Below are 20,747 nucleotides of genomic sequence, written 5' to 3'. Positions count from 1 at the left end.
CGGTGCGGGTCGGTTCCCGATCGGCCGTCGTGCTGACGCTGGCATCGCTGGCCGGACTGATGATGTTCGCCTGGCCACTGCTCGTGCGGGTCGAACCGGGGAGCACGCAGCACGGTACCGACGCTCCGTTCGTGTTCGTCGGGATCCTGCCGATCCTGATCATCGTCGTGCTGGCCGAACTGTCCGAAGGCGGGATGGACGCGAAAGCCCTGGCGATGCTCGGCGTGCTGTCGGCCGTGAACGCAGCGCTCCGGCCGCTCGGCGCGGGTACCGCGGGCATCGAGACGGTGTTCTTCGTCCTGGTGCTCGCCGGCCGCGTGTTCGGTCCGGGCTTCGGGTTCGTGCTCGGCTGTACGTCGATGTTCGCTTCGGCGTTGCTCACCGCCGGGATCGGCCCCTGGCTGCCGTTCCAGATGCTCGGCTCCGCCTGGATCGGCATGGGCGCCGGGCTCCTGCCGCGCCGGGTGACCGGCAAGGCCGAGCTCGCCATGCTCGCCGCGTACGGCGTCGTCGTGGCGTACCTGTTCGGCTTCCTGATGAACCTGTGGTTCTGGCCGTTCATCACCGGTGCCGAGGTTTCCTATTACCCGGGGCAAATCTCGTACGTCCCGGGCGCGCCGATCTGGGACAACCTCCACCGCTTCGTCGTCTTCACCGTGCTGACCTCCACGGCAGGCTGGGACACCGGCCGCGCGATCACCAATCTGGTCGCGATCCTCGTGGTCGGTCCCGCGGTGCTCGCGACGCTGCGCCGGGCGTCCCGCAAAGCCTCCTACGGGTTGCCGCGTCCGCCGGTGCCGCAGAATCGTCCCGCCGAATGAACGGCAAAATCGAATCCGGGAAATGGGGGAACGGCCGTTGACGCCGACCGGTACCGTAAATAGGGTGATTTTCGTCTGTATGCTGACGTTAACCATGGGGGGTCGGCGTGACCAGCTTCGCGCAGAATTTTCCAGGCTTGCCGGGGGACCGCCGCGGTGAAACTCCGTCCGGACCGGGGCCGGCCGTCCGGCGTTACCCGCTCTCCTACGCGCAGCGGCGGCTCTGGTTCCTCGCTCAGCTCGAAGGACCGAGCGACACCTACAACGTCCCGATCCCGATGCGCCTGCACGGCCGGCTCGACGTGGAAAGCCTGCGCCGGGCACTCGCCGACGTGGCCGAGCGGCACGAGCCGCTGCGGTCGGTCTTCCCCGCCGCCGAGGACGAGCCCTACCAGGAGGTGCTGACCGGTGTGCGGCCGCCGCTGGAGGTGCGGGAGACCGCCTCCGGCGAGCTGGACGCCGCGGTCCGCGCGGCCGCCGCCACGCCGTTCGACCTCGCCGCCGAGCCGCCCGTGCGGGCGTTCCTCTTCCCGGTGGGGGCGGCCGAGCACGTGCTGCTGGTGCTGCTGCACCACATCGCCTACGACGGTGTGTCGCTGGGCCCGCTGCTCGACGATCTCGCCGCCGCCTACCGGGCCCGCGCCGCGGGCACGGCGCCTTCGTGGTCGCCGCTGCCGCTGACCTACGGGCAGTACGCGGAACGGCAGATCGCCACGCTGGGCCGCCTCGACGATCCGGGCAGCCGGATGTCCGCGGAGCTCGCGCACTGGCGGGCCACCCTGGACGGCCTCCCGCCCGAGCTGACGCCGCCGGCCGACCGGTCCCGGCCCGAGGAAGCCAGCTACCACGGCGGCCTCGTCACGCTGGAGCTGCCCGCGGCGGCGCACGCCCGCGTCGCCGAACTCGCCCGCCGCCGGCGCGTGTCGATGTTCATGCTGGTCCATGCCGCCCTGGCGGCGCTGCTCACCCGGCTCGGCGCGGGCACCGACGTCGTCATCGGCACGCCGTCAGCGGGCCGGTTCGGCCGTGAGCTCGACGGGGTCGTCGGTTTCTTCGTCAACACGCTGGTGCTGCGCACCGATACGGACGGCAACCCCGCCTTCACCGAGCTGCTCGACCGGGTCCGCGAGGCCGACCTGACCGCGTACGCCCACCAGGACCTCCCGTTCGAGGTGCTGGTCGAGGCACTGAACCCGCCGCGCTGCCCGGGCCGGCACCCACTCGTCCAGGTGATGCTGCAGGTCGGCGACGGCGAGGCGGCCACGTTGCCCCCGCTCGGCGACGTGCGCGCCGAGCCGGAGCCGATCGACCTGCACGTGGCCAAGTTCGACCTGGTCATCGGGGCCGGGCCGGACCCGGCGACCGGCGGCATGCTGCTGTCCGCGGAGTACGCGACCGACCTCTTCGACCGCGAGACGGCGTACGCCCTGCTGGAACACCTCGCCGCGGTGCTGTCCACCGTCGGCGCGGACCCGGACGTGCGGCTGCACGACGTCGGGCTGGTCACCGGGGAGCAGCTGGCCGCGCAGTCCGGTCCGGTGCGCCCGCTCACCGAGGACACGCTGCCGGACCTCTTCGAACGGCAGGCCGCGCGCACGCCCGGCCGGGTCGCGGTGATCGCCGGGGGGCGCGAGCTGACCTACGCCGAGCTGGAGCGGGACGCGAACCGGCTGGCCCGGCACCTGGTCTCCGTCGGGGTGCGCGGCGGTGACGTGGTGGCGGTGCTCGTTCCTCGCGGTGCCGGCCTGATCGTCGCCCTGCACGGCATCCACAAGGCCGGCGCGGCCTACCTGCCGATCGACGACGAGCTGCCGCCGGAACGCGCCGCCCTCATGATCGGCGGCTCCGGAGCCACGCACGTGCTGGCCGTCGCGGGCGTGTCCGTGCCGGACTGCGCCGTGCCGGTGACCGTGCTCGACGACCCGGCCGTCGCGGGCCGGCTGGCCCGGCTGCCCGCGGACCGCCCGCCCCGCGCGCTCTTCCCGCACAGCCCCGCCTACCTCATCTACACCTCCGGGACCACCGGCGAGCCCAAGGGCGTGCTCGTGCCGCACCGGGCGATCGTCAACCGCCTGCGCTGGATGCAGGAGTTCTACCCGCTCGGCGAGGACGACCGGGTGCTGCACAAGACGCCGTCCGGCTTCGACGTCTCGGTGTGGGAGCTGTTCTGGCCCCTGCAGACCGGCGCCACGCAGGTCATCGCCGAGCCGGGCGGGCACCGCGACCCGCGCTACCTCGCCGGCCTGATCCGCGAGGCCGGGGTGACCGTCGCGCACTTCGTCCCGTCGATGCTGCGGGTGTTCCTGGACGAGCCCGCGGCACGCCGGTGCACCGGGCTGAGCCGCGTGTTCTGCAGCGGCGAGGCCCTGCCGCCCGAGGTGCGCGACCGGTTCCTGGAGCTGTTCGACGCCGGTCTGCACAACCTCTACGGGCCGACCGAGGCGGCGGTCGACGTGACCGCCTGGGCGTGCGTGCCCGCCGCACCGGGCGAGCGCGTGCCGATCGGGGGTCCGGTCCCCAACACCGCGCTCCCCGTGCTCGACCCGTGGCTCCGGCCGGTGCCGGTGGGCGCGGTGGGCGAGCTCTACATCGCGGGTGTCCAGCTGGCGACCGGCTACCACGGCAAGCCCGCGGAGACCGCGGCGCGGTTCGTCGCCTGCCCGTTCGGCGAGCCGGGGTCCCGCATGTACCGCACCGGTGACCTCGCCCGGTGGCGGCGCGACGGCACCCTCGACTACCTCGGCCGGGTCGATCACCAGGTCAAGATCCGCGGCATGCGGATCGAACCGGGCGAGATCGAGAACGTCCTCGTCCGGCACCCGGCGATCACCGCGGCCGTCGTCGTCCCGCGTGACGACGAGCTGGTCGGTTACGTCACGGTGGACCACGACACCGCGCCGGTGCTGCACAACCTCGCGCGGGCCCGGCACGCCGGCCGGATCCGCCCGGAGTGGGAGCAGACGCTGGAGAACGGGCTGACCGTGGCGGCCCCGAACGACCGCGAAGCCGCCTTCCTCCACCGGGAGCTGTTCGCCGACCGGCAGGCGCCGGAGCCGGCGCTGCCCGCCGCGCCGGTCGTCTTCGACGTGGGTGCGCACGTGGGGCTCTTCTCGCTGGCCGTGCACCGGGCCTATCCGGGTGCGACGATCCACGCCGTGGAGCCGGTGCCCGAGCTGGCCGACATGTTGCAGGTCAATGTCGATCTGCACGAGATGCCGGTGCGGGTGCACCGCGCCGGGCTGGCCGACAAGGCGGGCGAGGCGACCTTCACCTACTACCCGCAGCTGTCCATCATGTCCGGCCGGTTCGCCGACCGGGAACAGGAGGAACGGTTGCTGCGGGCGTACGTCGGGGAGCTGCCGGGCGCGGAGGCCGACCTGGCCGAGCTGCTCGGTGACCGGCTGCGGGCCGAGCACGTCACCGCGCCGCTGCGCACCCTCTCCGGCCTGATCGACGAGACCGGGGTGGGCCGGATCGACCTGCTCAAGGTCGACGTGGAGAAGAGCGAGCTGGACGTGCTGCTGGGCGTGCGCACCGAGCACTGGGCGATGATCGGGCAGGTGCTGCTGGAGGTCCACGACCAGGACGACCGGACGGCCAGGGTGCGCGAGCTGCTCACGGCCCAGGGCTTCGAGGTGACCGAGACCGTGCACCCGATGCTCGCCGGGACCGGGTTGATCAGCGTGCACGCCACCCGGCCGGGCGTGGCCGGGACCGTCGCGCCCGCCGCGCTGCCGCCGGCCTGGGGTGATCCCGCGGAGCTCGAGGGCGAGCTGCGCGAGGCCGCGGCCCGGGCCCTGCCGCCTTACGCGGTGCCGCGCGCGATCGTGCTGATGGATCGCTTCCCGGTGTCGCGCAACGGCAAGCTGGACCGGGCCGCCCTGCCCCGCCCGCCGCGCCCGCGGTCGTCTTCACGCGGCCCCGCGTCGCCGGAGGAGGAGCAGATGTGCGCGCTGTTCGCCGAGGTGCTCGGGACCACCGGTGTCGGGCCCGACGACGGCTTCTTCGACCTGGGCGGGCATTCCCTGCTCGCGGTGCAGCTGGTCGGCCGGATCCGGGCGGAGACCGGCGCGGAGCTGGGAGTGCGTGACGTGCTCGCCGCCCCGACCCCGGCCGGGCTGCTGGCCCGGCGGGAGGGAGCGGGGCACGACGCGCTCGGCACCCTGCTGCCGCTGCGCGCCGCCGGCGACCGGGAGCCGCTGTTCTGCGTCGCCCCGATGTCCGCGCTGAGCTGGTCCTACGCGGGGCTCGCCGGCCACGTGCCGACCGGTCGCCCGGTCTACGGGCTGCAGTCTCGGCTGCTCCGCGAGGCCTCGGCCGGAGCGTTCCCGGGCGTCGCGGACCAGGCTCGCGAGCTGGCCGCGGAGATCCGGGCGGTGCAGCCGCACGGGCCGTACCACCTGGTGGGCTGGTCGTTCGGGGGGCTGCTCGCGCACGCTGTGGCGACCGAGCTGCGTGCCTCGGGCGAAGAGGTCGCGCTGCTCGCGGTGCTCGACGCCTACCCCGTCCCGGAAGGCGCGGTGACCGAACCGCCCACCCCGGCCGAGACGTTCGCCATGCTCGTCGGGCGGCCGGTCGAGGACGCGCGTCCGATGGCCGCGCTGCCGGCCCTGCCCGAGCTCGCCCGCGCTCTCCGCGCCGCGACGCCCGCGCTCGCCACGCTCGACGACGAGGAGATCGAGGCGGTGGTGCGGGTGTCGCTCGGCAACATCGAGGCGATGGGCCGGCACGTACCCGATCGGTTCGACGGTCCGATGGTGGTCTTCATGGCCTCCGACAAGCCCGCCGACGTGCCGGCCCCGGAAGTCTGGAAGCCGTACGCCGACCGCGTGGAAAGCCACGAGGTCCGCGCGGACCACTGGTCGATGATCGGTCCGGCGGCGCTCGCCGAGGTGGGCGCGGTCCTGCGGGAGCGGCTGGCGTCCTGAGCGCCGGACGCTTCTCCCGGCGAGCCGGCGGCATCCGCCGGCTCGCCGGGGGGAGCACATCCGGGCGATCAGGCCGGACGGTCGATCTCCGCGTCGGTTTTCAGGTCGCGGGCGATTTCGGCCAGCAAGGCCTCAGGCGCGGAAAGAAAAGAAAAATGCCCGCCGTCGAGCAGCACCGACCGGCAGTCCGCCGTCACCTCGTGCCAGCCGCCCATGAGGGAAAACGGGATCTCCTGATCCTCGCGCCAGCCGATCGCGGTGATTCCGCACGGGATGTCCGGCGGCGCCGGCACGATGTAGCGCTTGTTCGCCTCGACGTCCCGGATCAGCAGGTCCAGACCGAAGTCGAGCAGGGCGTCGCTGGGCGTTCCGCCCATGGTGGTGATCAGTTCGGCCAGCGTTTTCCGAAGCCCGTCGCGGTCCTGCTCGAGGAGCCCGCCGTACGGGCCGTCGTGCGGGGCGACCTGCGCGGAGACGAACAGACGCCGCGGCAGCGGCAGCCCGGCCGCGGCGAGCTGCCGGGTGACCTCCACTCCCGGCAGGGCACCACTGCAGTGGCCGAAGAACGCGAACGGCCGGTCCAGGTACGGCACCAGGAACTCGATCAGCTCCGCCGCGAGGCGCTCGTAGGTCTCGTAGTGCGGTTCCCGGATCCTGTTCTGCCGCCCGGGGGGCTGGACCAGGCAGATCTCGGCGTCGCCGAGCCGCCGCGGCCACCGCTCGTACATCGTGGCCCCGGATCCCGAGTACGGAAAGCAGAAAAGGCGCGCGCCGGCGTCCGGGTCGGGCCGGCGCAGCAGCCAGTTCGGCTTCTTGGTCGTAGGATTCCCCATGGCCGGAGGACCACCTCTGTTTCACGTCTCGGACTGTCGCATGTGGACTATCGCACTGGTTGCCACGGCGGGCGCCGCTTCGTTCCGCAGCACGCGGGCGATTTCGGCGTGCACGGACGTGGCCCGGTCGAAGACGGCGAAATGACCACCGTCGAGCACGTGCAGCCGGAACCCGGCGCCGGTCTGGGACCGCCAGGGCTCCACCAGCTCCGGCCCGGCCACGGGATCGGTGCGGCCGGCGAACGCGGTGATCGGGATGTCCAGCGGAGTCTCCGGCCGGAACTCGTAGCACTCGTTGACCGCGAGATCGGCGACCAGGATCGGCCGCATCCACTGCAGCACACGGTGATCCGCCAGCGCCGCCTCCGGGGTGCCCGTCCAGCTCGCGCAGGAACGCCGCCAGCTCCGCCACCGGCAGGTCGGCCACCTCGTGCCGGTCGGGCGGCAGCTGGGGTGCCGGGCGGCCGGAGACGAACAGGTGCACCGGCAGCGGGCCACCGGTGCGCCGCAGCTCGCGAACCACTTCGTAGGCACACAGTGCCCCGGTGCTGTGTCCGAGCACCGCGTACGGCACGTTCACCGAGGCCGTGATCCGCTCGGCCAGCTCCCGCACGAGGGGGCTGACCCGGGTGAACGGAGCTTCCCCGTACCGCCCCTCCCGTCCCGGCGGTTGCACCGGGCAGACGGCGACCCCTTCGGGCATCCCGCGCGCCCACGCCCGGAAAACGGCCGCGCCGGCGCCGGCGTGCGGGAGCGTGAGCAACCGGATCGGCGCCTCCGGCGCCGTTCCGAAGGGGAACCAGGGGTGCTTCGCCATCGCGCTCACTCGCCTCCGAGCGCCACCCGGACGGAGTCCCGCAGGATGGTCAGGCCCTGTTCCAGCTCGTCATCGGCGATCGTCAGCGCCGGCAACAGTTTCACGACGTTGTCGTGCGCGCCGGAGGTCTCCATGAGCAAGTGCCGCTCGAACGCCACGGACTGCGCGCGCCGGGCCTGCGCGGGGTCGGCGAACCCGAGGCCGAGCGCCAGACCGCGACCGCGGACGTCCAGCCCGGCGCCGGGGTGCTCGGCCGCGATGTCCCGCAGCAGCTGCCCGACCAGTTCGCCCCGGGCGCGGGTCGACCGCTCCAGCTTGTCGTCACTCCAATAGGCGCGCAGTGCTTCGGCCCCGGTCACGAACGCCAGGTTGAACCCGCGGAAGGTGCCGTTGTGCTCGCCGGGCCGCCACACGTCCAGCTCCGGGCGGATCAGCAAGAGCGACAGCGGGCACCCGTACCCGCCGATTCCCTTGGACAGGCACACCATGTCCGGCACGAGCCCGGCGTCTTCGAAACTGAAGAACGGCCCGGTCCGCCCGCAGCCCATCTGGATGTCGTCCACGATGAGCAGGACACCGTTCCGCCGGCACGCTGCGGCGAGCGCGCGCAGCCAGGCGCTGCGTGCGGTGTTCATGCCGCCTTCTCCCTGGACCGTCTCCACGATCACCGCGGCGAGGTCGGCCAGCCGGCCGGTGCCCGCCAGCAGCCGGTCGAAGTCCGGCACCTCGCCGGCCGCTCGATCGGGACCGAGGTCGTAGGGCAGCTCGACGGTGTAGCCGAACGGCACGCCGGCGCTCGCCCGGCGCGTCGCGTTGCCGGCCACCGACAGCGCACCGGCGGTCATGCCGTGGTAGCCCATGTCGAAGTAGCCGACGACCTTGCGGCCGCTGGCCTTGCGGGCCAGTTTCAGCGCCGCCTCGACCGCCGTCGCGCCGGCCGGGCCGGGGAAGGCGATCTTGTAGTCCAGGCCGCGGGGCTCCAGGACCAGCGTGCTGAGCGTGTCCACCATGTCCGCGCGGGCGGTGGTGAACATGTCCAGGCCATGGGTCACCCCGTCGCGCTGGAGGTAGTCGATGAGGGCGCCCTTCAGGCGCGGCTCGTTGTGCCCGTAATTGAGTGTTCCTGCTCCGGAAAAGAAATCCAGGTAGGCGTCACCGGTCTTCGTGTAGAGCCAGCTGCCACGGGCGTGGTCGAACGCCGCCGGCCAAACCCGGCTGTAGCTGCGCACCTCGGATTCACGATCTGCCACGACGCTCACTGCTGGTCCCCCTTTTTTCCGTGCCCTGTCGCCTCAGGCCTCGGGTGAGCCGGCCCACGAGTTGCTCCGGCCTCTGCTTCCGGCACCGTCGGAATCCGATCGGTCTCCACCGCCACGGCACACCGACATCGGACGCCATCCGGTGGAAGTCGCGACATCAGGCAATAAAGAGCGGAAGTCCGGTAAGAAGTGAGCCCCCAATAACGGCAGGATGCCATAACCCGCACGGCCACGCCAACCGTGGACGCCCCCGCATTCGACCATCCGGATGAACTGCCGCGGGCCATCCTCTTCGAATCGGTCCACGGGATCTTCGCCCGCGTCCGGCAGCGGGTGCGGGCGCTCCGGAGTGGCGGCAGCCGAACCCGGGCTGCGAATTCCACTGTCGAGGGCGAATTTTTCCCCGGCAACACGAAACAGGCGCCGATCAGGGGAGTGAAATCGTGGTGCTTCGGGTCGGCGGGGGACGCGATGCGGTACTGCGGGCCCGATCGGGGGTGGGCAGGCGCCCGGCGACGTCCGGCGCCGTCGGATGCGTGGGACGATGTTGGGGATCTATTGACAAGAAGGCGCCGGGACGTGAAGCTCGGAATTCTGAGACCTGCGTGTGGTGCTGTCCACGCAGTGCCTACCTGGGGACGATCGAGGGAGCGGAAACGCGTGCTTGGCGATGGGGGAGCAGTGCGGAACTCCGGTGCGGATTGGCGGAACGCGACCATTACCGACCTGTTCGACGAGCAGGTGAAACGCAGGCCTGACGCGGTCGCCCTGCGTTTCGACGGGCAGGACATGACTTACGCGGACCTCGACCGGCGCGCCGGATTGCTCGCCCGTCGCCTGCGCGATCTCGGCGTGCGCGGGGAGGCCGCGGTCGGCATTTTTTTCGAGCGATCGTTCGAAATGGTGATCGCCCTGGTCGGCATCCTCAAGGCCGGTGGTGCTTACGTGCCGCTGCACCAGAACGAGCCCCCCGACCGGTTTCGCTACATGCTGGACCAGGCCGGCTGCCGGGTCGTGCTGACCCACGACGCCCTGGCCGGCCGGATTCCCGACGTCGACGCGACGGTGGTGAACCTCGACCACGAACCGGAGACGCCGCCCGGCGCCGAACCGGCCGAGCCGGCCGTGAGCCCCGACAACCTCGCCTACATCTGCTACACGTCCGGCTCCACGGGCATGCCCAAGGGCGTGGCCGTGCGGCACCGGGGTGTCGTGCGGCTGGTCCAGGACGGCGACTACGCCTCGCTGACGGAGAACGAGACCTTCCTGCAGCTGTGCTCGTTGCGGTTCGACCCCTCGGCGTTCGAGATCTGGGGTTCGCTGCTCAACGGGGCCCGGCTGGTCATCTACCAGCCCGGCACGCCGGCGCTGCACGAGCTGGCGGACTGCCTCGAGGCCGAGCGGGTCACGACCCTGTGGATGACCACCGGCCTGATGCACCGCATGATCGACGGGCACCTGGACCGGCTGGGCGGGCTGCGGCACTTCCTCGGCGGCGGCGAGGCGTTGTCGCCCGTGCTCATCAACCGGCTCCACCGCACCTACCCGGATCTGGTGGTGGTCAACGGTTACGGCCCCACCGAGGACACCTGCTTCACCTCGTGCCACGTGGTGACGGAGGAGGTCGGCGACACCGTCCCGATCGGGCGGGCGGTCACCGACACCCGCCTCTACGTCCTGGACGGAGAACTGCGGCCGGTCCCGGACGGCGAGTGGGGTCTGCTCTACACCAGCGGAAGCGGGCTGGCTCGCGGGTACGTGGGACGCCCGGCGCTGACCGCCGAACGGTTCGTGGCCGACCCGTTCGTGCCCGGCGAGCGGATGTATGCCATCGGCGACCTCGTCCGGCGCGTCGAGGGCGGCGTGCTGGAGTTCCGCGGCCGGCTCGACGACCAGGTCAAGGTGGACGGGTACCGCATCGAACTCGGCGAGATCCAGGCCGTGCTGGCCGGGCAGCCGGAGGTGAACGAGGCGGTCGTGGTCGCGCGGGAGGGGCTCACGCCCGGCCGTAAGATCCTGGTCGCCTTCGTGGTGCCGGTCGGCGGGACCGAGCGGCTCGTGCCGAAGCTGCGGGTGGCGCTGCACCGCAAGCTGCCGAGGTACATGCACCCGGCGGCGATCATCGAGCTGGAGTCGTTCCCCGAGACCCTCGGCAACAAGATCGACCGGAAATCGCTGCCCGCCCTCGAGCAGCTTCCCCGGGATGTGGACGCGGACTACGAGGCGCCGCGCACACCGCTGGAGGCGCTGCTGACCGACCTGCTGACGGACGCGCTCGCCGTGCCGGACATCGGCGTCTTCGACGAATTCTTCGAGCTCGGCGGCAGTTCGCTGGTCGCCATGGATCTACTGGCCCACATCCGGGACGTGTTCGACGTGGAGGTGCCCGCGGCCGAGTTCTTCGGCAATCCCACGGTCGCCGGACTGGCCGAGCTGATCGGCAAGTACGCACCGGACGCGGACGCGGTGACAGCCCAGTCCTGGCTGTCCGCCGCGAATTGACGCATCCCGCACCAGCGGAATGGATGACAGCACAGCAGAGGGGGGACGACTCGTGCCTGCGTGCCGAGCCGGGGCGAACAGCGGGTTCCCGCGGTGAAGGGCGCCCGTTTCGTGACTTTGGCCGTGCGTGGTTCCTACGACCACGAAGAAGCGGCGCGCCACCTCGGTTCGCTCAGCGAGCCGGCGTACCTCGCGACCGCGCAGCACTTCGGCTCGGCGGAGACGATGCGCGCCACCGCCGCGGGCGAGCGGGAAGGCTGGGTGTACGCCCGGCGCGGCAACCCGACGGTCGGCTACCTCGAGGACACCGTCGCCGCGCTGGAGGGCTACCAGGTCGACGCCGAGGTGAGCGCCGCGGTCACCACGACCGGGATGGCCGCGATCACCCTGGCCACCATGCCGTTCCTCAGCTCGGCGGTCGGTGCCCGGCCCAACATCGTCGCCTCACCCGCGTGCTACGGGTCGACCGTCATGGTCTTCGACAAGCGGTACGGCGAGGAACGCGGTGTCGGCGTCCGGTGGGTCGAGGACCCGCTGTCGGTGGCTGACTGGGAGCGGCGGATCGACGAGGACACCCGGTTCCTCTACGCGGAATCGCCGTCCAACCCGACGGTCCAGCTCGTCGACATCCCCCCGCTGGCCGCGCTCGCCCGCCGGGCGCGGATCCCGCTGATCATCGACGCGACCCTGGCCACGCCCGCGTTGATGCGCCCGCTCGCCCTCGGTGCCGACATCGTCGTCCACTCGCTCACCAAGGCCGCCGGAGCCAGCGGCCGGAGCATGGGTGGTGCGGTGATCGCCCGGCACGACCTCGATCTCCGCCGCCAGCCCGCGGAGCTGGCCGCGGACTTCGCCGGGTACCTCCGCCGCGGCCCGATGCGCGACATGGGCAGTGTGCTCAGTCCGTTCAACGCCTGGACGTTGCTGGCCGACATCCGCGAACTGCGCTCGCGGGTGGACGCGATGTCCGCGAGTGCGCTGCGCGTGGCCGAGCACCTGGCCGGCCGCGGCGACGTCGTCGAGGTCTTCTACCCGGGCCTGCCGAGCCACCGCACCCACCACCTCGCCCGGCGCGACATGTGGCTGGTCGACAGCGACGGCCCCGGGCGCGAAGCGGTCAACCGGTTCGGTTTCCTGCTCGGGTTCCGGCCGGCCGGTGGCGTGCCCGCCGCGCACGGGGTGCTGGACCGGCTGCGGCTCTTCTGGCGGGCGAACAACCTCGGGCAGGTGAAGAGCACCGCGACCATCCCCGCGATCGGCACGCACCAGCAGATCGCGGGGGACGACCCCGTACCGCCCGACATGATCCGGTTGAGCGTCGGCCTCGAGCACGCCGACGACCTCATCGAGGACCTGGACCAGGCGCTGACCGGGAGCGGCGTGCCCGGCCCGGCCGAACCCGCCGCCGACCGAGCCGAGTAAGGGAGCCGTACAGCATGGATACCGACCTGGTCGAGGCGTACCGGCACCGGCTGGTGCTCATCTCACCGCCCCGGACCGGCTCGACGGTGGTGGCGCGGTTGCTGTGGCAGCACGAGCTGATCACCCACCACTGCCACGAACCGTTCGAGGCGTGCTACTGGGGCGGCCAGGGCGCCGAATCGGTCGCCGCCTGCCTGGGCAACCCGATGGAGGTGGCCACGGGGGATCGTGTCCGGCTGGCCGACGTGCCCCGCGGCAGCGGCCTGCTCGTCAAGGAGATGAGCTTCCAGCTGGCCACCGATCAGTTCGACGAGCTGGCCGGAACGGCCACCGCGCCGCTGATCTTCGTGATGTCCGATCCCCGGCTGTCCACCACCTCGCGGCTGCGCATCGTGCGCGAGCTGTCGGAGGCGTCGACGTTCCCGCCCTTCGAGAGCGGGTGGCCGTCGTTGGCCGAGCAGGTGGCGCGGTGCCGCGAGCGGGGCATCCCGTACGTGCTGCTCGACTCCGATGACCTGCGGGCCGACCCCGCCGGCCTGACCGCCGCGCTGATGGCGGCGGTCGGGCTCCCGGAGCAGGCGGGTCTGGAGAGCTGGTCGCCCCGGCCCGGGCTGCAGCTGTGTTCGCCCGAGGTGGGCGCGTTGATGAGCGACGTGCGACGGGCCGACGACCCGTTCTACCGCAAGGTGCTGGGCAGCACCGGGATCCAGCCCCGCGCGCACGTGGACTGGGACCGGGAGGAGGCGTTGATCTCGGCCGCGGGCCTGGCCGGCGCGGTCGAAACCTGGCTGGGCAGCTACCGGGAGCTGCAGGCGGATCCGGGCCGGCTCGGCGTGCCCGGGCACACCCCGGCGCCGGCGCCGCGGGATCGGGCGGGCCGCGGTGACGAACAGCCGCGCGGTCCGGAACGCGCGGCGCCGGCCTCGCGCGCGGCCGGGGGATCGGCGTCCGGCTGCGTCGACGTGATCGGCGTCGGGTTCGGGCCGGCGAACCTGTCGCTGGCCATCGCGCTGCAGGAGGAATCGCCGCAGACGTCGGCGGTGTTCCTGGAAGCCGAGACGGACCCGGTGTGGCAGGGCGCCATGCTGCTGGACGGCTCCAACATGCAGAACCACCCCAGCCGCGACCTGGTCACGCTGCGCAACCCCCGTAGCCACTACAGCTTCGTCAATTACCTGTTCGAGCAAGGCCGGTTGGTCGAGCACCTGAACCTGCCCATGGAATTCCCGTTGCGCAAGGAATACGCGCACTACATCCGGTGGGCGGCGGACCAGTTCCGCGACCAGGTCGAGCTGGGTGTGCGGGTGACCGGCATCGCGATCGCCGAGGTGGACGGCGCGCCGGCGTACGCGGTGACCGGATCGGACGGTGTCCGCCGGTACGGCCGGTCGCTGGTGCTGGGTACCGGCCGGACGCCGTTCGTCCCCAAGCCGTTCGACACGATCGACTCGCCCCGGGTCGTGCACCTGACCCGGTACCTGCCGGCCGTCCGGGCGCTGGCCGAGCGCCCGCCCCGGTCGATCGCCGTCATCGGCGGCAGCCAGAGCGCGGTCGAAATCGTCCTCGACCTGGCGGTCCGGTTCCCGCAGGCCCGGATCGTCGACTACGTCCGCGGTTTCGGGCTGCCGCTCAAGGACACCAGCCCGTTCAGCGAGGAAGGGTTCTTCCCCGGCTTCACCGACTACTACTACCGGTCGAGCCGGCCGAGCAAGGACATCCTCGACGCGTACATGCGGCGGACCAACTACTCCTCGGTCGACGCCGACGTCCTGCACGAGCTGTACGTGCTGATCTACGAGCAACGTCTCGACGGCGACCAGCGCGTCTTCGTGCTCGGCAACCGCGAAGTCCGCGCCGCGCAGGTCGAAGGCACGAGTGTGCGGCTCGAGGTGGAGGAAGTGCACAACCACGAGGTGGTCACCGACCGGGCCGACCTGGTCGTGCTGGCGACCGGATTCCGCGACCTCGGACCGCATCCGGACCAGGAACCGTCTCCCGCGGTGCTCGACGGCGTGGCCGGCCGGTTCCAGTTCGACGCCGACGGTTACCTCGTCGTCGAGCCGGACTACCGGCTGCGGCCGCTGGCGGAGAGCACACCGCCGCTGTTCCTCAACGGCTTGTGCGAGTCGAGCCACGGGATCGGGGACGCCGGGTCCTTCAGCCTGCTCTCGCTGCGGGCCGCGACCATCATCGACGGGCTGCGCAAGGAGGGGATCACGTGAAGGTGCGGATACCCGCCCCGCCAGGTGCCCCTCCCGGTCAGCTGAGACCAGCACGGTGTCCGAACTTCAAGCGTATTCGATGACGGGAATTGCCGCCCGCCACGCGTCACTCCCCGGTTGGTTGATTGGAGCTTTCGACCATGTCTCATGCTCTTGAGACCCGGCAGTCCCTCGTGCACCTCGGCCACGGCGACGACCTCTCCGCGCGGCGGACGATCCCCGAGTTGTTCGCCCTCGTCGTCGAATCCCAGCCGGACGCGGTGGCGCTCGTCGGCCCGGCCGGCCGGCTCACCTACGCCGAGGTGGACCGGCTTGCCGGTCGCCTCGCCGACAGCCTGGTGGCGCGCGGCATCGGACCCGAGAGCCTGGTCGCGATCAAGCTGCGGGACCGGGTGCACAGTGTCCTCACCATGCTCGCCGTGATGCGGGCCGGCGGTGGCTACCTCCCGGTCGACCCCACCTACCCGCCGGACCGCCTGAAGGCCGTCCTCGAGGGCGCGGCGCCCCGGCTCGTCGTCAGCGACAGCGCCGACCTGGGCGTGGAATCGACCGACGCCCCTCCGGTGTTCGAGTTCGACCCGGACGCGGCGGGGCGCGAACCCGGAGCCGGTCACGCCGGGCTTCGGCAGGCGGAAAAGAGCCTTTCCGCGGACAACCTGGCCTACGTCGTCTACACATCCGGGTCGAGCGGGGCGCCCAAGGGCGTGGCAGTGTCGCACGCCGGGATCGAAACGCTGGTCCGCGAGCAGTCCGCCCGCTTCGATCTCGCACCGGGTGATCGGGTCCTGCAGTTCGCCTCACTGGGCTTCGACGCCTCGGTCTCCGAAATCTGGGTGACCCTGCTGGCCGGGGCCACACTGGTCTGCTCCGACGGCGAGCGCATCCTCCCCGGTGAAGAGCTCGTCCGCGTGATCGGGGAGTTCGGCGTCACGCACGTCACGCTGCCCCCTTCGGCGCTGCTGGCGATGGCGCCCGAGGACCTGCCCGGCACGACGATCGTCGTGGCGGGCGAGGAATGCCCGGCTCACCTGGCCGCGCAATGGGGCCGGAACCGTCGCCTCATCAACGCCTACGGCCCGACCGAGACGACCGTGTGCGCCACGATGAGCGACCCGCTCGGCTCCGCGGCGGTGTCCCTCGGCCGTCCGTTGGCGGGGCGTGGTGTGTATGTGCTGGATGGGGTGTTGCGGCGGGTGCCGGTGGGTGTGGTGGGGGAGTTGTATGTGTCGGGGGTGGGGTTGGCGCGGGGTTATGTGGGGCGTGGGGGGTTGACTGCGGAGCGGTTTGTGGCTGATCCGTTCGGTGGTGGTGGGGGGCGGATGTATCGCACGGGTGATTTGGTGCGGTGGGGTGCTGGTGGGGTGCTGGAGTTCGTGGGGCGGGCGGATGCTCAGGTGAAGATCCGCGGGTTCCGCGTCGAACCCGGTGAGGTCGAGGTGGCACTGCGCGGTCTCCCGGGCGTGGCGCAGGCCGTGGTGGTGGCCGAAGGTGAGGTGGGGGCCCGGCGGTTGCTGGGCTATGTGACCGCGGAGCCCGGTGCGGTCGTCGACGGCGACGGGCTGCGACGGGCGTTGTCGGCGGGACTGCCGGAGTACCTGGTGCCCGCGGTGATCACGGTGCTCGACCGGTTTCCGTTGACGGCCAACGGGAAGGTCGATCGTGGTGCCTTGCCGGTGCCGGGTGCCGCCGTCGTGGCGGGACGTGCTCCGCGTACGCGCCATGAGCGGGTGTTGTGCGCGGCGTACGCCGACGCGCTGGGATTGGAGTCGGTGGGCATCGACGCCGACTTCTTCGACCTCGGCGGCGACAGCATCCTGGCCATCAAGCTGATTTCCGCCGCGCGGCAGGCCGGTCTCGCGATCAAGCCGCGGGACATCTTCCGGCAGCGCACGGTCGTCCGCTTGGCGGCGGTCGCCGGCCAGGCGAAAGACGTGACCGCCCGGGAAGGGACGGACAACCTCGGCGTCGTCCCGCGTACACCGATCATGAACTGGCTCGCGGAACGCACTGACGACCTGCGCGAGTTCTACCAATCCATCGTCATCCAGGTCCCGGCCGGCGTGTCGGCCGAGACGCTGGCCGGCGCCCTGCAAGCGGTGATCGACCACCACGACGCCCTGCGGCTGCAGGTCATCCGAAATGACGCGGACAAGACCTGGAGCGCCGTGGTCCAAGCACCCGGCAACATCGACGCCGCGGCTTGCCTCGTCCACGCCGAGACAAGGCACCAAACCCCGCGTGCCCAGTCCGCGGCTTTCGAGGCGGCCCTCGCCGCGGCTCGGACCCGCCTCGATCCCGAGGCGGGGGTCGTGGTGCAGGCGGTGTGGTTCGACAGCGGGGAAACCCCCGGCAGGCTCCTGCTGGTCGTGCACCACTTGGCGATCGACGGCGTGTCGTGGCGGATTCTGCTGCCGGATCTCCGAGCCGCGTACGAAGCCGTCGTCGCCGGCCGGAAACCCGGCCTCCCACCGGTCGGCACTTCCTTGCGCCACTGGGCACGCCAGGTGCAGGAGGAGGCGGCCAACGAGGCGAGGACGGCCGAAGCGGCCTACTGGCAGGCCCTCACCGCGGTGCCCCAGCCCGAGATCGGCCGACGGCCGCTGGACCCCGCGGTCGACACCGCCGCCACGGCGGAAACCCTCACCACGGAGGTGACCGCAGACGTCACCGCGGCCGTCCTCGGCCAAGCGCCGGCCTCCATCCACGGGCACGTCAACGACGTTCTGCTCGGGGCACTGACCCTCGCTGCCGGCCGCTGGCTCGCCGAACGCGGCGCGCACGGCCCGCTGCTGGTCGATGTGGAGGGTCACGGACGGGAGGACATCTTCCCGGACACGGATCTTTCCCGCACCGTGGGCTGGTTCACGACCCTTTATCCCGTCCTGCTCGACACCGCGAACGTCGAGGGTGATCCCACGACGACCGGCGGGCCGGACGTGGGCAAAGCGTTGAACCGGATGAAAGAACACCTCGGCGAAATCCCCGACCACGGGATCGGGTACAGCATCCTGCGGTATCTGGCGGGGCCGGCCCAGGAGACTTTGCGCTCCGGCGGACGACCCCAGATCGCGTTCAACTACCTCGGCCGGTTCCCCGAACCGGCGCAGGTGGACTGGCAACCCGCCGGCGAGGCCAACGGCGTGCTCCAGGGTGACTTCGGGCCGGACCAGCCGCTGGCCCACACGCTGGAAATCGGCTGCGTGGCGCTGGAATCCGCCGACGGCCCGCGGCTCGTCACGACCTGGACGTGGCCCGCCGCGGTGCTCGACCGGGACGACGTGACCGGGCTCGCCGGGCACTGGGCGCGGGCGCTGGCGGACATCGCTCGCCACGTCTCCGGTGGGCACCGGCCGTCGGATTTTCCGCTGGCGAACCTCACCCAGGAAGAAGTAGCCGTCGTCGAGTCGCGCTTCCCGGCTCTGGAGAACGTCTTCCCGCTCACGCCCCTCCAGGCCGGGATGTTGTTCCACTCCGTCTACGACGAGCGCGGTGAGGATGTCTACATCGTCCAGCTCGGTGTCCGGCTCCGCGGTGCTCTCGACCCGGAGCGGATGCGAACCGCGGTGCGGGCGCTGACGGTGCGGCACCCTGCTCTCCGGGCCCGGTTCGTCCGGGACGGGCTCCGCGAACCGGTGCAGGTGATCGCCGCGGCGGAGCCGGTGCCGTGGGAGGTCCGCGACCTGCGGTCGGTGCCCGCGGCGAACCTGGAGGCCGAGTACGCGGCTCTTTGCCTCGCCGAGCGGAGCCGCCGCTTCCGGCTCGACGCCGACCTCTTGCTGCGCGTCGTCCTGGTGCGCACCGACGACGAGTACCGGCTGCTGCTGACCAGCCACCACCTGACTTTCGACGGCTGGTCTTCCCAGCTGATGGTCCGTGATCTGCTGGCGCTGTACGAGGCCGGGGACGGGGAATGTGCGCTGCCGGCGGCCAGGCCCTACGAGGATTACCTGGCGTGGTTGTCCGGACAGGACCAGGAAGCCGCCCTCGACGATTGGGGCGAGGCACTGGCGGGGCTGGCGGAACCCACCGTGGTGGCAGGCAGCGGCCACGCCGGCGAGAAGGCCATGAGGCACCTCGAGACGACGCTGACGGAGGACGAGACCACCGCCCTCGCCGGAACGGCCAGATCGGCGGGCGTGACGGTGAATTCGCTCTTCCAAGGCGCCTGGGCCCTCCTCCTCGGTCACCTCACCGGTCTGCACGACGTCGTCTTCGGCACCACGGTGGCCGGCCGGCCGGCCGACTTGCCGGGCATCGAGGAGACGGTCGGCCTGTTCATCAACACGCTGCCGGTGCGCGTCGACGTCCACCCGGCCCGCAGCGTCGGCGACGTGCTCGCGAGCGTGCAGGACGAACAAGCCCGCCTCATGGAGTTCCCCTACGTCAGCTTGAGCCGGCTTCAGGAGCTGTCCGGCCATCGGACGTTGTTCGACACGATGCTGGCCTACCAGAGCTTTCCCGCCGATCGGCAGGACGACGGCACCGGCGGAGCACCGTCACTGGACCTCGTGGGCATCGAAGGGCACGACGCGACCAGTTACCCCGTCGAACTGGTGGTTTCTCCGGGACCGCAGACCGAACTGCGCCTGAACTACCGGCAGGGGGTGATCGCCGACGGGCTCGCGGAGCAGGTGCTCTCCCTGTTCCGGCTGGTCCTCGCCCAAATCGCGGGCAAGATCTCCGAACCGGTCGGCCGGCTGGCGCTGCCGGGGCCGGAGCAGGCCGCCGCCCTGCTGGCACTCGGCACGGGACCCCGGCCGCGGGCACCGCAGCGGGCCGGCGGGGTGGGTGCGGCGATCAGCCTGATCGCCGGGCAGAAGCCGGATGCCGTTGCCGTGCGATCCGACGGCAAGGCCCTCACCTACGCCGAGCTCGACACGTCGGCCGGCGGGCTGGCGAAGCACCCGGCCTTCGCCCGGGTGCGGAGCGAGAGCCCGGTCCTGGTGGTGCAGGAACGCTCGCCGCAGCTCGTCGTGTCCCTGCTCGCCGTGGTGAAGTCCGGCGGGGCGTACCTGTCCCTGCCGCCCGAGACGTCCCCGGAACACCTCCGTGCCGTCCTCGAGGAGTTCGCGCCGCCGGTCGTCCTGACCGACAGCGCCTCAGCGCGGCACGACGTCTTCCGGCCGTTCGTGGATCGCGGCGTCACGACCGTCGTGGTCGTGGACGAGATCGACAGCCTCGTACCGCAGGGTGACCCCAACGGTTTCCCGGCGGTCCATCCGGAGCAGCTGGCCGGGATCGGCTTCGCGCCCGGGACGATCGGGAGCGCCGAAGCCGTCGGCACGACCCACGCGGACCTGCTTCGGCTGGCGGCGGACCCGTGCTGGTCCGACGGCGAACCCACGGTGCTCGTGCACTCGCCGCACGCATCGGAGACACTGGCGTTCGAGGTGTGGGTCCCGCTGCTGCAGGCGGGCGAGATCGTGCTGGCCCCGGCCGGGGAGTCGGATCCTCTCCGGCTCGGCGGGCTGGTCCGGCACCACGGAGTGACCCGCCTGTGGGCCACGGCCGGTCAGTTCGGGCTCTGGGCTCGCGATCGCCCGCAGGACTTCGCCGGCCTCGCCGAACTGTGGGTCGGCGCGGAGGCGGTGCCGGAGGAGGCCGCCCGGAGCTTCCGGGCCGCGGCACCGCAGGTCGGCCTCGTCACCGGCTACGGAGCCGGTGACGCCGCGGTGTTCACCACCCGGCACCGGATGTCGGACGGCGATCCCGGCTTCCCCGTTCCCCTCGGCCGTCCGTTGGCGGGGCGTGGTGTGTATGTGCTGGATGGGGTGTTGCGGCGGGTGCCGGTGGGTGTGGTGGGGGAGTTGTATGTGTCGGGGGTGGGGTTGGCGCGGGGTTATGTGGGGCGTGGGGGGTTGACTGCGGAGCGGTTTGTGGCTGATCCGTTCGGTGGTGGTGGGGGGCGGATGTATCGCACGGGTGATTTGGTGCGGTGGGGTG

At 71.7% G+C, this 20,747-nt stretch carries 9 protein-coding genes and 1 pseudogene; 6 read left to right on the top strand and 4 right to left on the bottom strand.

Going from position 1 to position 20,747, the window contains the following annotated elements:
* The first annotated feature begins 29 nt into the window (after nucleotides 1-29).
* Both I4Q55_RS38525 and I4Q55_RS38520 read left to right on the top strand, forming a co-directional pair.
* Nucleotides 30-821, top strand: a complete 792-nt coding sequence (locus I4Q55_RS38525; RefSeq protein WP_374194518.1) for an ECF transporter S component — start codon at nucleotides 30-32, stop codon at nucleotides 819-821.
* Between the two features lie 107 nt (nucleotides 822-928).
* Complete coding sequence (locus I4Q55_RS38520) at nucleotides 929-5,749, top strand: non-ribosomal peptide synthetase (protein WP_206795366.1); 4,821 nt, start codon at nucleotides 929-931, stop codon at nucleotides 5,747-5,749.
* Between the two features lie 68 nt (nucleotides 5,750-5,817).
* Here the strand turns inward: I4Q55_RS38520 and I4Q55_RS38515 are convergent, their stop codons facing one another.
* From I4Q55_RS38515 to I4Q55_RS38500, 4 genes and pseudogenes are all read right to left on the bottom strand, one after another.
* Entirely contained in the window at nucleotides 5,818-6,582 is a 765-nt protein-coding gene (locus tag I4Q55_RS38515) for a thioesterase II family protein (RefSeq protein WP_206795364.1), read from the bottom strand.
* Nucleotides 6,583-6,603: 21 nt separating this feature from the next.
* On the bottom strand, nucleotides 6,604-6,912 hold the full coding sequence (locus I4Q55_RS50390; RefSeq protein ID WP_277992057.1) for a thioesterase II family protein: 309 nt from the start codon (nucleotides 6,910-6,912) through the stop codon (nucleotides 6,604-6,606).
* 157 nt (nucleotides 6,913-7,069) lie between these two features.
* A pseudogene (locus I4Q55_RS51105) lies at nucleotides 7,070-7,399 on the bottom strand (thioesterase II family protein); the annotation flags it as partial.
* A 5-nt stretch (nucleotides 7,400-7,404) separates the two neighbouring features.
* Entirely contained in the window at nucleotides 7,405-8,658 is a 1,254-nt protein-coding gene (locus I4Q55_RS38500; RefSeq protein WP_206795359.1) for an aspartate aminotransferase family protein, read from the bottom strand.
* Between the two features lie 741 nt (nucleotides 8,659-9,399).
* Between I4Q55_RS38500 and I4Q55_RS38495 the strand changes: the two genes are divergently transcribed.
* The 4 genes from I4Q55_RS38495 to I4Q55_RS38480 all read left to right on the top strand — a co-directional run.
* On the top strand, nucleotides 9,400-11,160 hold the full coding sequence (locus I4Q55_RS38495; RefSeq protein WP_206795357.1) for a non-ribosomal peptide synthetase: 1,761 nt from the start codon (nucleotides 9,400-9,402) through the stop codon (nucleotides 11,158-11,160).
* 111 nt (nucleotides 11,161-11,271) lie between these two features.
* Nucleotides 11,272-12,582 (top strand): PLP-dependent aspartate aminotransferase family protein, encoded by a 1,311-nt coding sequence (locus tag I4Q55_RS38490; RefSeq protein WP_206795355.1) that lies wholly within the window; start codon nucleotides 11,272-11,274, stop codon nucleotides 12,580-12,582.
* A gap of 14 nt (nucleotides 12,583-12,596) precedes the next feature.
* Nucleotides 12,597-14,804: a lysine N(6)-hydroxylase/L-ornithine N(5)-oxygenase family protein gene (locus tag I4Q55_RS38485; protein ID WP_242547512.1), complete on the top strand. Its 2,208-nt coding sequence runs from the start codon at nucleotides 12,597-12,599 to the stop codon at nucleotides 14,802-14,804.
* A 140-nt stretch (nucleotides 14,805-14,944) separates the two neighbouring features.
* The coding region (locus I4Q55_RS38480; RefSeq protein ID WP_206795353.1) for a non-ribosomal peptide synthetase at nucleotides 14,945-20,747 on the top strand (5,803 nt) is incomplete at its 3' end.

The organism is Amycolatopsis sp. MtRt-6, from assembly GCF_017308975.1.
GTDB lineage: Bacteria > Actinomycetota > Actinomycetes > Mycobacteriales > Pseudonocardiaceae > Amycolatopsis.
Note: the sequence above shows the minus strand (reverse complement) of the source record. Positions and strands in the feature narration are given on the sequence as shown.

Bases quoted from the DNA above. Each gene is read 5' to 3' on its own strand.
- I4Q55_RS50390 (WP_277992057.1), bottom strand. From the start codon at position 6,912: ATGCGGCCGATCCTGGTCGCCGATCTCGCGGTCAACGAGTGCTACGAG.
- I4Q55_RS38515 (WP_206795364.1), bottom strand. From the start codon at position 6,582: ATGGGGAATCCTACGACCAAGAAGCCGAACTGGCTGCTGCGCCGGCCC.
- I4Q55_RS38485 (WP_242547512.1), top strand. From the start codon at position 12,597: ATGGATACCGACCTGGTCGAGGCGTACCGGCACCGGCTGGTGCTCATC.